At 74.6% G+C, this 13,121-nt stretch carries 11 protein-coding genes; 7 read left to right on the top strand and 4 right to left on the bottom strand.

Annotated elements, in window-relative coordinates:
* Positions 1-44 precede the first annotated feature (44 nt).
* The 4 genes from ACSMXW_RS05690 (at position 45) to ACSMXW_RS05675 (ending at position 3,863) form a co-directional block, all read left to right on the top strand.
* Positions 45-365, top strand: coding sequence for a DMT family transporter (locus tag ACSMXW_RS05690; RefSeq protein WP_485804367.1), 321 nt, complete (start codon positions 45-47; stop codon positions 363-365).
* Positions 365-910, top strand: a complete 546-nt coding sequence (locus ACSMXW_RS05685; RefSeq protein WP_485804366.1) for a TetR/AcrR family transcriptional regulator — start codon at positions 365-367, stop codon at positions 908-910. The genes ACSMXW_RS05690 and ACSMXW_RS05685 overlap by 1 nt, the downstream gene beginning before the upstream one ends.
* 230 nt (positions 911-1,140) lie before the next feature.
* Positions 1,141-2,130: a 2,3,4,5-tetrahydropyridine-2,6-dicarboxylate N-succinyltransferase gene (gene dapD, locus ACSMXW_RS05680; RefSeq protein ID WP_485804365.1), complete on the top strand. Its 990-nt coding sequence runs from the start codon at positions 1,141-1,143 to the stop codon at positions 2,128-2,130.
* Positions 2,131-2,687: 557 nt separating this feature from the next.
* Positions 2,688-3,863 carry an epoxide hydrolase family protein gene (locus tag ACSMXW_RS05675; protein WP_485804364.1) on the top strand — a complete coding sequence of 392 codons (1,176 nt, stop codon included), beginning with the start codon at positions 2,688-2,690 and terminating at the stop codon, positions 3,861-3,863.
* Positions 3,864-3,899: 36 nt separating this feature from the next.
* Here ACSMXW_RS05675 and ACSMXW_RS05670 read toward each other — a convergent pair whose 3' ends face one another.
* The 3 genes from ACSMXW_RS05670 to dapA all read right to left on the bottom strand — a co-directional run bounded on the left by ACSMXW_RS05670 (position 3,900) and on the right by dapA (position 8,898).
* Positions 3,900-6,830: a glycoside hydrolase family 2 TIM barrel-domain containing protein gene (locus tag ACSMXW_RS05670; RefSeq protein ID WP_485804363.1), complete on the bottom strand. Its 2,931-nt coding sequence runs from the start codon at positions 6,828-6,830 to the stop codon at positions 3,900-3,902.
* Positions 6,831-6,956: 126 nt separating this feature from the next.
* Entirely contained in the window at positions 6,957-7,667 is a 711-nt protein-coding gene (locus ACSMXW_RS05665; protein WP_485804362.1) for a hypothetical protein, read from the bottom strand.
* Between the two features lie 244 nt (positions 7,668-7,911).
* Positions 7,912-8,898, bottom strand: coding sequence for a 4-hydroxy-tetrahydrodipicolinate synthase (dapA, locus tag ACSMXW_RS05660; protein WP_485804361.1), 987 nt, complete (start codon positions 8,896-8,898; stop codon positions 7,912-7,914).
* A gap of 395 nt (positions 8,899-9,293) precedes the next feature.
* Here dapA and lipB point away from each other — a divergent pair, with 395 nt between their 5' ends.
* Positions 9,294-9,953 (top strand): lipoyl(octanoyl) transferase LipB, encoded by a 660-nt coding sequence (gene lipB, locus ACSMXW_RS05655; RefSeq protein ID WP_485804360.1) that lies wholly within the window; start codon positions 9,294-9,296, stop codon positions 9,951-9,953.
* A 236-nt stretch (positions 9,954-10,189) separates the two neighbouring features.
* On the opposite strand, the gene ACSMXW_RS05650 is transcribed toward lipB, so the two are convergent.
* Positions 10,190-10,918 (bottom strand): antibiotic biosynthesis monooxygenase, encoded by a 729-nt coding sequence (locus ACSMXW_RS05650; protein ID WP_485804359.1) that lies wholly within the window; start codon positions 10,916-10,918, stop codon positions 10,190-10,192.
* Positions 10,919-11,183: 265 nt separating this feature from the next.
* Here ACSMXW_RS05650 and ACSMXW_RS05645 point away from each other — a divergent pair, with 265 nt between their 5' ends.
* Positions 11,184-11,855 carry an ArsR/SmtB family transcription factor gene (locus ACSMXW_RS05645; protein ID WP_485804358.1) on the top strand — a complete coding sequence of 224 codons (672 nt, stop codon included), beginning with the start codon at positions 11,184-11,186 and terminating at the stop codon, positions 11,853-11,855.
* Between the two features lie 166 nt (positions 11,856-12,021).
* Positions 12,022-12,747, top strand: coding sequence for an SRPBCC family protein (locus ACSMXW_RS05640; protein ID WP_485804357.1), 726 nt, complete (start codon positions 12,022-12,024; stop codon positions 12,745-12,747).
* The last annotated feature ends 374 nt before the right edge of the window (positions 12,748-13,121 follow it).

Below are 13,121 nucleotides of genomic sequence, written 5' to 3'. Positions count from 1 at the left end.
TGGGGCCGCTGTGCGGTGCTTACTCCCTGTGTACGCTCGTACGCATGGGATATCTGCTGCTCACAGGGGCCATAGCCGCCGAGGTGGCCGGTACGACGGCGATGAAGTACAGCGCGGGCTTCAGCAAGCTCGGGCCCTCGCTCGTCACCGTCGTCGGCTACCTCGTCGCGTTCTATCTGCTGGCCCAGACGCTGAAGACGGTGGAAGTCGGCACCGCCTACGCGATCTGGGCCGGGATCGGCACGGCCACGATCGCCTCGATCGGCATGGTCTTCCTGGGAGAGACCGTGAACGCGGCCAAGCTCGCCGGTATCGTGCTGGTCATCGCGGGCGTGGTGCTGCTCAACACGGGCGGCGCGCACTGATGGCCAGACGCCACGATCCCGAGCGCCGGCAGCGCATCATCGACGCCGCGATCCGGGTGGTCGGCAGGAAGGGCATCGCAGGCCTCAGTCACCGTTCGGCCGCCGCCGAGGCCGATGTGCCGCTCGGCTCCACCACCTATCACTTCGCGACCCTCGACGAACTCCTCGTCGCCGCGCTGCGGCAGACCAACGAAGGCTTCGCCAAGGTGATGCACGGCCGCGGCGCCCTACAGGACCCGCGCACCGACCTCGCCGGAGAACTCGCCGGGATGATGGGGGAGTGGCTGTCCGGCGACCGGGCGGGCGCGGAGCTGGAGTACGAGCTGTACCTGGCCGCCCTGCGCCGCCCCGCCCTGCGGCCGGTCGCCGCGGAGTGGTGCCAGGGCTTCGCCGACCTGCTCGCCCAGCGCACCGACCCCCTCACCGCCCGGGCCCTGACCGCGCTCATGGAGGGCATCTGCCTCCAGGTGCTGCTGACCGACCGGCCCTACGACGAGGAGTACTCGCGGACCGCGCTCAGCAGGGTGCTGCGCACGGACGGCTGAGTCCCGAAGGCGGCTCCTGTGTGCGGTCCGTGGCGCGGTCACGCCGGCCACGGTCACGCCGGGCCGGTCTCACGCCGCGCCGCGGGCACGACCGGCGGTGGGCCTGCGTGCCGTGCGCACGCCGGTCCCGGTACATGCTGCGCCTCGGGCCCGGCAGTTCGCTGACCGGACCCTGAGACGCCCGGCCGGCGGGTTCGCGTCGCCGGTGCGGGACGGGCTAAGTTGCCAGCATGACCGACACGACTGCTCCTCGCACCACGGGCGCCGTTGCCGCGGGCCTGGCCACCGTCGCCGCCGATGGCACCGTCCTCGACACCTGGTACCCCGCTCCCGAGCTGGCCGCCGAGCCCGGACCGGCCGGCACGGAGCGGCTGACCGCCGAGCGGGCCGTGGAGCTGCTGGGGGCGGGCGCCGCGAAGGCGGTCGGTCCCGACCCCCGCCGCGGGGTGGACGTCATCGCCGTCCGCACGGTCATCGCCTCCCTGGACGAGAAGCCGCTCGACACCCACGACCTCTACCTCCGGCTGCACCTGCTCAGCCACCGTCTGGTGAAGCCGCACGGGCAGAACCTGGACGGCATCTTCGGCCTGCTCGCCAACGTCGCCTGGACCTCGCTCGGCCCGGTCGCGGTGGGCGACCTGGAGAAGGCCCGCCTGAACGCCCGCGCGGAGGGCCTGCACCTCCAGGTGACGTCCGTGGACAAGTTCCCCCGGATGACGGACTACGTCGCGCCGACGGGGGTCCGCATCGGCGACGCGGACCGGGTGCGGCTCGGGGCGCACCTCGCCGAGGGCACCACCGTGATGCACGAGGGGTTCGTGAACTTCAACGCCGGCACGCTGGGCGCCTCCATGGTGGAGGGGCGGATCTCCGCGGGGGTCGTCGTGGGCGACGGCTCGGACATCGGCGGCGGTGCGTCCACGATGGGCACGCTCTCCGGTGGCGGCAGTGTGATCATCACCATCGGCGAGCGGTGCCTCATCGGGGCCGAGGCGGGTGTCGGCATCGCCCTCGGCGACGAGTGCGTGATCGAGGCGGGGCTGTATCTCACCGCGGGCACCCGGGTCACCCTGCCCGACGGCCAGATCGTCAAGGCGCGCGAGCTCTCCGGGGCGTCCAACATCCTCTTCCGGCGGCATTCGGTGACCGGCACGATCGAGGCCAGGCCCAACAACGCCGTGTGGGGCGGGCTGAACGAGGTTCTGCACCAGCACAACTAGGGCACGACGGGGGCCTGTCTGACAGGCGCGTCGGATCAGCCCGCGTCCTCTGGTGCCGTGCGTCGCAGGGCGGAGGGTCGCCCTCGTGCGTATGGGGGCACCTCCCAGGCCCCCGGGCCTGGACTCCCCCAGGCCCCCGGAGCCTGGGGGAGCCCGTGGGCGTGTCCGAGAACGCGGCGAGGTGCGGTGCCGGGGGCGCCTCCCACGCCCGCACGGCAGCGGGAGCCGCGGGCCGGCGGGAACCGTCAGAGGCCCCAGGCCGCCCGTCCCCGCGGTGGCGCGAAGGCCGAGAGCCGCGTGATGCGCGGGGTGCCGGTGCGTCGCGGCGGGTGGAACCGGGGCGAGCACGGCGCCGAACCGGTGGCCGGGGTGCCGCGGCGCGCGGGACGGCCGTGGGGCGGGTCCGTCCGCGGCTGACCGGCGCCGTGCCGCTCGGCGAAGTGCCGTGCGGCGCCCGCACCGGCAGCCGGCGCCGCGGAGGCCCGCAGCCGACGGCGTCCGGGACACCCGCAGCTCGCGCGCCGGGCCGCGCCGCCGGCAACCTTAGGATGAGCCGCATGCCGGACGCGTCGCCCCACCCCCAGCCGTTCGCCCCGCGGACCGACCCCGCGGCGATCGAGGATCTCCGTGCGCGGCTGCGTGCCACGCGCTGGCCGGACGCGCCCGAGGACGCCGGATGGTCGCTCGGGGCCGACCTCGCCTACCTCCGCGAGCTGGTCGCCTACTGGGCGGACGGGTTCGACTGGCCGGCGCAGGAGGCGGCGCTCGCCCGGCTCCCGCGCTTCCGCGTCCCGCTCGGCGGCATCGGCATCCACTTCGTGCACGTCCGGGCCGCCGCGCCGGCCGGGCCCGCCCTGCCGCTGGTCCTCAGCCACGGCTGGCCGGACTCGTTCTGGCGCTACACGAAGGTCATCCCGCTCCTCACCGATCCCGGCGCGCACGGCGCCGACCCCGCCGACGCGTTCGACGTGGTCGTGCCCGACATGCCGGGCTACGGATACTCCGACCGCCCCACGGGACCGCCGCTCGACTCCATCGCCGTCGCCGGCCTGTGGGCCGAGCTCATGGACGTCCTCGGCTACGCCCGGTTCGGCGCGGCGGGCGGGGACATGGGCAGCCACGTGAGCCGCTACCTCGCGCTCGACCATCCCGACCGGGTCGTGGCCGTGCACCGCACGGACGCCGGCCTGCCCGTCCTCACCGGCGATCCGGCGGACCTCGCACCCGAGGAACGCGCCTGGTTCGAGGACGCCGCGGCCTGGGGCCGGACCGAGGGTGCCTACGCCGCCGTGCACCGCACGAAGCCCCAGACCGCCGCCGTCGGGCTCACCGACTCGCCCGCCGGGCTCGCCGCGTGGATCGTCGAGAAGCTCCGGGCGTGGAGCGACTGCGACGGAGACGTCGAACGGCGCTTCACGAGGGACGAGATCCTCACGAACGTCATGATCTACTGGCTCACCGGAACGATCGGCTCCGCGATGCGCATGTACCGCGCGAACGCCGCGATCCCGCCCGCACAGCTCACCCGCCGGGTCGAGGTGCCGTCCGGGTTCTCGCTGTTCCGCGGCGACGTCGTCCGCCCGCCGCGGGCGTGGCTGGCACGCACGGCGAACGTGGTGCGCGTGACCGAACCCGAGCGCGGCGGGCACTTCGCGCCGTTCGAGGAGCCCGAGCGGTACGCGGAGGAGCTACGCGCGTTCTTCCGCCCCTACCGGACGGCGGCGACGGGCTGAGGATCCCGCCGTGCGCCGGCGCCCCCGGCGACTGCCTCATACCCGCCCCGCCGGTGTGACCGGGAGCGTCACCGTCGCCGGGCGCAGGCCGGGGGCGGTGGCGGTGAGGCGGAGGGGGCCGGGGTGTTTGGCGGGGCGGAGGATGGCCAGGGCCTTGCCGTGCCAGGTGTGGCGGCGGGGTCGCCGGAAGCTGTCGACGTTGTGCGGGTTGCCGCTCGCGACCGCGGCCAGGGAACCGGCTCCTTCGACCTCGAACGTCACCTTGTGGACGGCGTCGGGGACCGCCCTGCCGCGGTCGTCGACCACCGTGACCAGGACGTGTGCCAGGTCGTCCCGGCCGGTGGTGAGGGACCGCACGTCGGGGGCGAGCCGCAGCGCGGCCGGCGCGCCCACCGTCGTGAGCGTGGTCCGCCCGATCTCCCTGCCGTTCCTGCCGGCGATCGCCGTCAGCTCACCGGGCGCGTACGGCACGGTGAACGTGGCCGTGCCCCGCTCGGGCGCCCGCGCCGCGCCCCCGGGAAAGTCGGCGCCGTCCCGCAGCAGCCGGACGCTGTCGCCCGGCGTGTACACGTGCACCGTCATCGGGTGGCCCAACGGCACGTCCCACGTCCAGCTCTCCAGCTCGTCGTAGTAGCCCCACCACACCGCCAGCTGCTCGGAGCCCTCCGGCACCGGCCGCTGTACCAGCAGCTCCACGGGGCTGAGCCCCAGCACCGCGGCACGCCAGTGGTTCTGCGGCTTGCGCTGCCCGATCAGGTCGATGTCGCCGCAGTTCGCCTGGAAGAACGGGTACGGGTAGCCGTAGCCGCCGTAGGCGCGGTACAGCGTCCGGGCCAGGCCCCAGCCGGGGTTGACGCTCGGGTCGCCGATCGTCGCGGCCGTTCCCGCGTCGGCCACCGGCGTCTTGCCGAGGCCGGACTCCCCGAGGTAGTCCCAGGCGGCCCAGACCCAGTTACCGATGGCCCAGGCGTGGTCGCCGGCGAACGTCTCGTCCTCCCAGACCGTCGCGGGGAAGCCCTCGCTCTGCGTCATCGGCTTGTCCGGGTGGACGTCGTGGATGCCCCCGTAGCCCTGGCCGTTGGCGTTGTAGTGCACGTCCCCGATGTCCACATAGTTCCAGGACGGGTCACCCGCCCCGGGGGTGGAGCCGCCGCCGAGGGTGATCGGGCGGGTGCGGTCGAGGGTGCGCAGCAGCTTCGCCATCTCCGCGCCGCGCTGCCCGTTCGTCCGGTCCGTGATCTCGTTGCCCAGCGACCAGATCACCACACTGGGGTGGTTGCGGTCCCTGAGCACCATCCCGGTCAGGTCACGCTGCCACCACTCGGCGAAGTGCACCGAGTAGTCCTGAGGGTTCTTGCCGGTGTCCCACATGTCCACGAACTCGTCCATCACCAGCATGCCCAGCCGGTCGCAGGCGTCGAGGAGTTCGGGCGTCGGTGGGTTGTGCGCGGTGCGGATCGCGGTGAAGCCCGCCGCCTTGAGGATCTCCACCCGCCGCTCCTCCGAGCGGCGAAGCGCGACCGAGCCCATCGGACCGTGGTCGTGGTGGACGCAGCCGCCGCGCATCGTGATCCGCTCTCCGTTGAGCAGGAACCCGGACGTGCCGTCCCATGCCAGCGAGCGGAACCCGAACCGGGTGCCCACCGTGTCGACCACCCTGTCGTCCACCAGCACCTCGGCGCGCGCCGTGCAGAGGTGCGGCGCGTCCGGGGACCACAGGGCCGGCCGCCGCACCGGCACGTCCAGCGACGCGACCGCCGTGCCGCCGGGACCGACCGCTCCGACGGACACCGTCCTCGCCGCGACCGCGTGCCCCCGCGGATCCAGCACCGTGACCCGGACCCGTGCGGCGTCGGCACGGGCGCCGAGATTCGCGACGGAGACGTCCACATGCGCGAGAGCGCGCTCCTCGCCGACCACGGGCGTCGTCACGGAGACCCCCCACAACGGGATGCGCACCGGGCCCGTGACCGTCACCCAGGTGTGCCGGTAGATCCCGGAGCCCGCGTACCAGCGGCTGTTCCGGCCGCTGTTGTCGACCCGCACCGCGAGCACGTTCGGCCCGGTGCGCCTCAGATGCGGGGTCAGGTCGAAGGCGAACGAGGTGTAGCCGTACGGGTGGAAGCCGAGGTGGACGCCGCCCAGCCAGACGTCCGCGTTCTGGTACACGCCGTCGAACCGCAGCTCGACGTGGGGCTCGTCCCGGGCCCCGTCCGCGGCCGGGTCGCGGGTGTCGCCGCCGAGCAGGTCGGCCAGGTGGAACTCCTTGCGGTACCAGCCCACTCCGCCGACCGTGTACCCGGTAGAGCCGCCGCCGTCGCTCCTCGCGGTGTCGAACGGGCCGATCACCTGGGGAGCGGCGGGCACCGCCGGGTCCGGTTCCCTGAACACCAGCAGGCTGGGATCGCTCGTCGCCCCGCCGTCGTCGGAGGTGGCGTAGGGCAGGTCCTCGATGCTCCAGTCGTGCGGGAGGTCGAGCGTCCGCCAGGAGGTGTCGTCGAACGACGGCTCCTGCGCGCCGTCCGCGTCACCGCGGAAGAAGCGCCAGCCCTCGTCGAACGAGCGCTCCCGCGCGGGCCCGGCCGCGGGCGGTGGGACGGCGTCCGACGGGCCGGCGGCCGCTGCCGCGGTCGCCCCGAGGGCCACCGGGGAGGCGGCCCCGGCCGCTGCCACGGCGCCCGCCGCGGCACTGATCCGCAGCGCCTGACGCCGGGTCACGCCGTCCGCGCCGCCGGCAGGGCGCCGCGGTATGCCCTTGTCGTCCGGCCGGGACGTGTTTCCGTCGGGCGGCAGGAGCGTGTTCTCGTCGTCCGGCCGGTATGCGTTCCCGTCGCGCCGGGACGTGCTCCCGTCGTGGCGCACCGGCGTGTTGCCATCGTCCCGCCGTGCCGCGGTCTCGTCGTCCGGACCGGATGCGGGCCCGTCGTCCTGCCCGTGCGCGTCCTCGGCCCGTCGCTGTGGACTCATGCGTCTCCCACTCTCCGGATGTTCGATATCTCGAACGGCGCTCGAAATGTCGGCGCTGGTGCCAGGCGGGAGTATGGAGCAACGCACAGCGGTGTCAAGGGAGCCGGCGGCTTCCGGGGGCCGGCGTCAGCTTGCGGCCGTGGGCGCGCCGTCCGCCGTCCGCTCGGCCGCGGGCGCCGAGTACCAGCGCCAGTCGGTGAGGCGGGGACGGCCCGGCAGGGCGGTGCGGCCGGCGGCCCACAGCAGGGCGGGCCAGGGCTCGGCGATGTCGGCCGGTACCTGCGGGAAGAGCCGGGCCAGGATACGGGCGCACAGGTCGGCGGGCGGGTGCCACTCGGCGCCCAGGCCCAGGGCGACGTCGTGCATGTGCACCAGCGTCTCGACCACGCCCATCGCGGCGAAGCCCTCGGGATCCGAGCGGCCGTACACGTGGTGCGCACGCTTCTGGGGCGGCGTGGTCCGCAGCATCGAGACCAGCAGCGCCGCACTGGCCTGGAGCACCCCCCGCAACCCGGCGACACCCGCGGCGCGGTCCGCGAAGACGATGTTCTCCGGCCCGCCCGGGCGCAGCTCGTGCCAGTGGAACGGCAGGGGGCGGGTGAGGGACATGGCCTCCGAGCCCAGCTGGACGGCGTAGTAGAACATGCAGTCGCCCACGTGCTCCACCGTCTCCCAGCAGTCCCACTCCAGGGCCCCCGCGGTGGTGTGGAAGTCCTCCTCCCGCGCCTTCCCCAGGGCCTCGACGGCCAGCCGCACCACCTGCTCCACATCGGCCGCGGTGACCGGACCGATCGTTGCCCCACCCGCAGTGGTCACGCGTTCCCCCATCTCCGTCATTCCATCTCCGTCATGCCCGGACCGTACCAACGCACCGGCGCACGCCGCCCCTCGTTTTCCGGCCCTCGCGGACCGCCCGAGGCCGTCCGCCGTCGGCTCGGACCGCCGGGCGCCCGGGCCCGGCTTCGGCGGCATCGTGCCCAGCCGCGCCCACCGGTGCCGTCCCCCCGTCGCCGCCATTCCGCCCGTCGGCGCCGTGCCCCCAGGGGGGTCGCGCCCGCCCGCCGGCCCCGGGCATCCCGCGTCAGGGGGCCACCGTGGCACGGGCCCCGGCGCCCGCCTCCTCCGCGCCGCCGGTCAGCGCCGCGTAGGCGGCGAGCAGCGCGTCCGTCGCCTCCGGACCGGCGGGCCGCAGCGGTGCGCGCACCGGGCCGGACGGCAGGGACAGGGCGGCGAGCAGGGCCTTGGCGGTGACCGTGCCGGGCAAGCCGGCCGCCATCATCGTCTCGATCAGCGGGAGCGCACGGCGCTGCGCCGCGGCGGCGCCCGCGGTGTCGCCCGCGTCGAACGCGTCCAGGATCCGGCGGAGCCCGCCCGGCGCGACGTTGGCGACCGTCGACACATAGCCCGCGCCGCCCACCGCGTACAGCGGCAGGATGAACTCCTCGCACCCCGTGTAGCAGGCCAGCTCGGTGCGGGCCATGACCTTCTGGGTGCCGAGGAGGTCGTACGCGCAGTCCTTGACGGCGACGATGCGCCGGTGGCCGGCCAGCCGGAGCATGGTGTCCGGCGCGATCCGGGTGCCCGTGCGGCCCGGGATGTCGTAGAGCATCAGCGGCAGCCCGCAGGTGTCGGCGATGTCGCGGAAGTGGGCCTCCACCGCGTCCTGCGGGGGCCGGCTGTAGTACGGCGTGACGACCAGCAGCCCGTCGGCGCCCGCCTTCTCGGCGGCGCGCGCCAGCTCCACCGTGTGCAGCGTGTCCGCGCTGCCGACGCCCGCGACGACGGACGCCCGGCCTCCGACCGCCTCGGTCACGGCCCGCACCAGCGCGGTCTTCTCGGCATCGGTGGTCGTGGGGGACTCGCCGGTGGTGCCGGACAGCACCAGACCGTCGCAGCCGCAGGCCAGCAGCCGGTCGGCCAGGCGCTGGGCCCCGTCCAGGTCCAGCACCCCCTCGGGCGTGAACGGCGTGACCATGGCGCACAGGGCACGCCCGAACGGCGCGGCCCGTCCGCCGGGCGAGGCGGCCGGGCCGCGCGGCGGGGGCTCCCGGCGGGGTTCGTGGGTCATATCAGGAGTGTCGACTCGGTGCCGGGGGAGTTCCACTCAAATCCGCTACGGGGTGGGGGTGGGCAACGCTACGACGAGCCCCGGCGGCGGGCGTCGGGTGGCGGGGTGGGTTCCGGGCGGCGGGGGCGGCGGCGCGTGACGGGTGGCCCCGGGCGCCCGTGGCGGGTGGCGCGTGACGGTCGCCCCGCGGGCCCCGGTCGTGGGGCGACCCCGCGGGCGGAATGCGCTGCCCGCCCGGTGGGTTGCCCCCGTGGGTGGAGGGCGTCGTGCGGACGTCCCCGGAAGGCGGCGGGATGACCGAGCGGCAGACGGAGACACGGACCGGTACGCGGGCGGAGCCGGGGACGGAGCCGGGACCGGATAGAGCCTTTCCGGCGCGCCCGGCGGATGTCACGGTGGCCCCCGCGGCAGTGGTGACGCCGGCCGGGATCGAGCGCGTCGACCTGGGCGAGGTGCCGTACACCCGGGCCGTCGCCGCGATGGCCGAGTGGGTGGACCAGCGGCGCGCCGGACAGATCGGCGACCGGCTGGTGCTGCTCTCGCACCCGCCCGTGATCACGTACAGCGCCCGGACGCCCCGCGCGGAGCTGCCCGTCGACTCGCAGGTCCCGCTGGTCCCGGTGGACCGCGGCGGCCAGGCCACCTACCACGGCCCCGGCCAGCTCGTCGGGTACCTGGTGCTGAACCTCCGTGAGCGCGGCCCCGCGGACATCGTGCGCTGGCTGGAGAACGGCCTGGTCGAGGCGTGCGCGGCGCTCGGTTTCGAGACGGTGCGGCGTGACACCCCGAAGGGGGCGCAGAGCCTGGTCGGGGTGTGGACGCCCGGCGGCGCGAAGCTGGTGTCCATCGGCATGCGCATCCGCGGTGGCATCACCAGCCACGGGTTCGCGCTGAACGTCAGCCCGGACCTCGCGGAGTTCGCGAAGTTCACGGCGTGCGGGCTGCCGGACGTGGCCATGACGTCCCTCGCCGAGCTGGCCGCCGCGCAGGGCAGGCCGGCACCGTCCGACCGCGCGGTCAGGAACGCGGTGGCCACGGCACTGGGCGCGGCCTGAGACGACCGGCCGGGTCCGGCCCGCGGTACCTCATCCGGTACGGGTCCGGTGCACGGCGCCTTCTCCGGTACGGGCCCGGTGCACACGCCTTCTCCGGTACGGGTCCGGTGCACGGCGCCTTCTCCGGTACGGGCCCGGCTCACGCGCCCTGTCCGGTACGGGTCCGGCTCACGCGCCCCGCTCGGTACGGGTGGGCCATGCCCCCGTCCGGCCCACGCCCCGGCGCGGAACCCGGCTCACGCCCCGCCCGGCACGAAGGCCGCCGCGAGCCGGTAGCGGCGCACGGTCGAGCTGGTCATACCGGGAAAGTTCTGCACTCGCCGCCACTGGGGCGTGGCCGGGCCGATGCCGTCCCCGGGGGACGCCAGCGCGTCGATGTGGGCCTGCTCGCTCACCCACTCGGCGTAGTTGATCACGCGGGTGCCGTCCGTCGCCAGGTGGAAGTGCGCGGAGATGCCGCCCGGCGGCACCGGTCCGCCGGCAAGCGCGTCGAAGACGGCGTCCACCCAGGCGCGCTGCCGGTCCGGGTCGGGTCCGTTGAAGCCCACGTCCACGATCACGACCACTCCGGCGGGTGTGCCGCTGCCGTCCGCGGCAGGGGCCGAGACCCCGCCGCTGCGGTATCTGCGGGTGCGGGCCGGCCCCAGCCGCTCGATGCCGGGCACGGCCCGGTCGATGTCGGCGTTGCGCTGGTCGCGGCCGTTGCCGGGGCTGGAGACGAACGCGGCGTGGGACTCCTCGTCCCGCCACTGCGAGTGGTGCAGCAGCGTCGCACCGTCCGTGCCGGCGTACACCGTGTACGAGAACAGGCCCTCGTGCGGCCACGGCCGGCTCTCCCAGGCACCGGCGATCGCGGCGACGGTGGCCTCTTGGCGTTCGGGCGTGCCGACGCCCCAGGTACTGAAGAGGGCGAGTCCGACGTCGGGCCTGGCCGGGTCGGGGAGCGTGTCGGTGCGCAGCGTCATGGCCGCCCTCCATACGGGTGATGTGCCGTCGTTCCGAGCCCCCAGCCTCCGACTTCAACCTGACTTGAGGTCAAGGCCGGCCGGAGGCGGACTCGGCCCACGGCGGCGCCTCCCGCCCCCGGAAGCACCGTGTCCTGGTGCGCGCGGGCCGCCGTCTCGTGACTCCGGTGCACGTATGCCATCCGCTCACGCATCTGCTGTTTCCGGGCCTCCGACAAGTTGAGTCGACTGGACAAGAATAGTTTTCGGTGGAAGGGTGGAACACATGCTGGACGTGACAGTGATCCAGGACCCCGCGGCGGCCGCGGTCTCGTTGGACCCCACGCGGGTCAGACTGCTGGCCGAGCTCGCGGCGGGGCCCGCCTCGGCCGCCATGCTCGCGGGGCGGATCGGCGTGCCCAGGCAGAAGGTGAACTACCACCTGAAGACGCTGGAGCGGCACGGCCTGGTGGAGCTGGCGGGTGAGCGCCGCAAGGGCAATGTCACCGAGCGGCTGATGCGGGCCACCGCGGCGTCGTACGTGATCTCGCCGGTCGCCCTCGGAGCGGTGCAGCCGGACCCGGGCCGCGCCCGTGACCAGCTCTCCGCGCGCTGGCTGCTCTCGCTCGCCGCCCGGCTCGTCCGCGACGTCGGCACCCTCGTCGTGGGCGCCGGCAGGGCCCGCAGACGGCTGGCCACCTTCGCGCTCGACGCCGAGGTGCGGTTCGCCTCCGCCGCCGACCGGGCCGCCTTCGTCGAGGAGCTGACCCAGGGCGTGAGCGCGCTCGTCCGCAAGTACCACGACGGGACGGCGGAAGCCGGCCGGGACCACCGGGTGGTCGTCGCCCTCCACCCCACCGTCAAGGAGGACGCGGCCGGGCAGCCCCCGGCCCCCGGGCGGCTCCCGGCGGACCCGGACAGCCCGGCCGCCGTCACCGGGGCACCACGCGAGGCCTGAGCAGCCCCGCCCGCACCACACCCGAACAGCCGCCCGCACCACACCCGAGCAGCCGCCCGCGCGACACCGCAGCGCGCCCGTCGTGCACCGCCCGTCCTGCGGCGGTCGTCCCGCAGCACACGAGTCGTCCCGCAGCACACGAGCCGAGAACGCAAGGAGTACCACCATGGCCAGGGAATTCGAGATCGTCCGCGAGTTCGAGGTGGACGTCCCGCCCGAGGAGGTGTGGGAGGCCGTCACGACCGGCACCGGCGGCTGGTTGTGGCCGATGGAGTACGAGCCGCGCGAGGGCGGCGCCGCGCCCTTCGGCGGCACCGTCACCCGCTGGGACCCGCCGCACCGGCTCACCACCCGGGTCACGGACGCCGAGGGCGTCTCCGGCCAGACGCTGAACGAGCTGGACAACACCATCGAGGCGCGCGACGGCGGACGAGGCGCCTGGGTGCGCTATGTGCACAGCGGCATCTTCACCGACGACTGGGACAACCAGTACGACGGCGCGAACAAGCACACCGACTTCTACCTCCACACGCTGCGCCAGTACCTGGCGCACTTCGCAGGACGGCCGGTCGCGTTCGCCACGGTGAACGGCCCGGAGGCGTCCAGCGCACCGGACGCCTTCGCGGCGGTCGGCCGGGCGCTGGGCCTCGCCGACGACGCGGTGGAGGGCACCAAGGTCCGCGCCCGGGGCCCCGAGCCCCTCGACGCGGTGGTCGACTACCGCAGCCCGCACTTCATCGGGCTGCGCACCGGCACCGCGCTCTACCGCTTCTTCGGCCGCAACCAGTGGGGCGCCCCGGTGGGCGTCAGCGTCCACGACTTCACGGAGGGCGCCGATGCCGGGCGCAACGCCACCGCCTGGGAGGACTGGCTCGGCCGCGTCTTCGGATAGAGCGGTACGGGTCCGTGCGGGGCGCTCCGGCCTCTGTACGGGGCGCTCCGGCCTCTGTGCGGCCGCCGGATCCGCGACCGCGCGCCGGACCAGCGCGCGCCGTCGGACCAGTGCACGGCGCCGGACCCGCGCACGGGGCGCCGGCCCGGCCCCCGGCCCGGCCGCGGGCGTCGGACAGTCCCGGTGCGATCACCGGGAAGCGAGATACGCAAGGAGATGGATTACATCGAACGCATGGCACCCGCCCCGGATATGCCCGGAAAGGTCGGCCGCCGCCATGACGACGAGTGCGCAGGATCACATCGGCGTGGTGAACGTGGTCCACCAGGATTTCCGGCGCTCCGGCGCCAAGGACTTCGCCGGAGCCCGGTCAC

It is taken from the genome of Streptomyces sp. DSM 116793 (assembly GCF_057320905.1).
This window is presented reverse-complemented; position numbering and strand designations above follow the sequence as displayed.

Bases quoted from the DNA above. Each gene is read 5' to 3' on its own strand.
- ACSMXW_RS05665 (WP_485804362.1), bottom strand. From the start codon at position 7,667: ATGACGGAGATGGGGGAACGCGTGACCACTGCGGGTGGGGCAACGATC.
- dapD (WP_485804365.1), top strand. From the start codon at position 1,141: ATGACCGACACGACTGCTCCTCGCACCACGGGCGCCGTTGCCGCGGGC.
- ACSMXW_RS05670 (WP_485804363.1), bottom strand. From the start codon at position 6,830: ATGAGTCCACAGCGACGGGCCGAGGACGCGCACGGGCAGGACGACGGG.
- ACSMXW_RS05685 (WP_485804366.1), top strand. From the start codon at position 365: ATGGCCAGACGCCACGATCCCGAGCGCCGGCAGCGCATCATCGACGCC.
- ACSMXW_RS05640 (WP_485804357.1), top strand. From the start codon at position 12,022: ATGGCCAGGGAATTCGAGATCGTCCGCGAGTTCGAGGTGGACGTCCCG.
- dapA (WP_485804361.1), bottom strand. From the start codon at position 8,898: ATGACCCACGAACCCCGCCGGGAGCCCCCGCCGCGCGGCCCGGCCGCC.
- ACSMXW_RS05690 (WP_485804367.1), top strand. From the start codon at position 45: ATGGGATATCTGCTGCTCACAGGGGCCATAGCCGCCGAGGTGGCCGGT.
- ACSMXW_RS05650 (WP_485804359.1), bottom strand. From the start codon at position 10,918: ATGACGCTGCGCACCGACACGCTCCCCGACCCGGCCAGGCCCGACGTC.
- ACSMXW_RS05675 (WP_485804364.1), top strand. From the start codon at position 2,688: ATGCCGGACGCGTCGCCCCACCCCCAGCCGTTCGCCCCGCGGACCGAC.
- ACSMXW_RS05645 (WP_485804358.1), top strand. From the start codon at position 11,184: ATGCTGGACGTGACAGTGATCCAGGACCCCGCGGCGGCCGCGGTCTCG.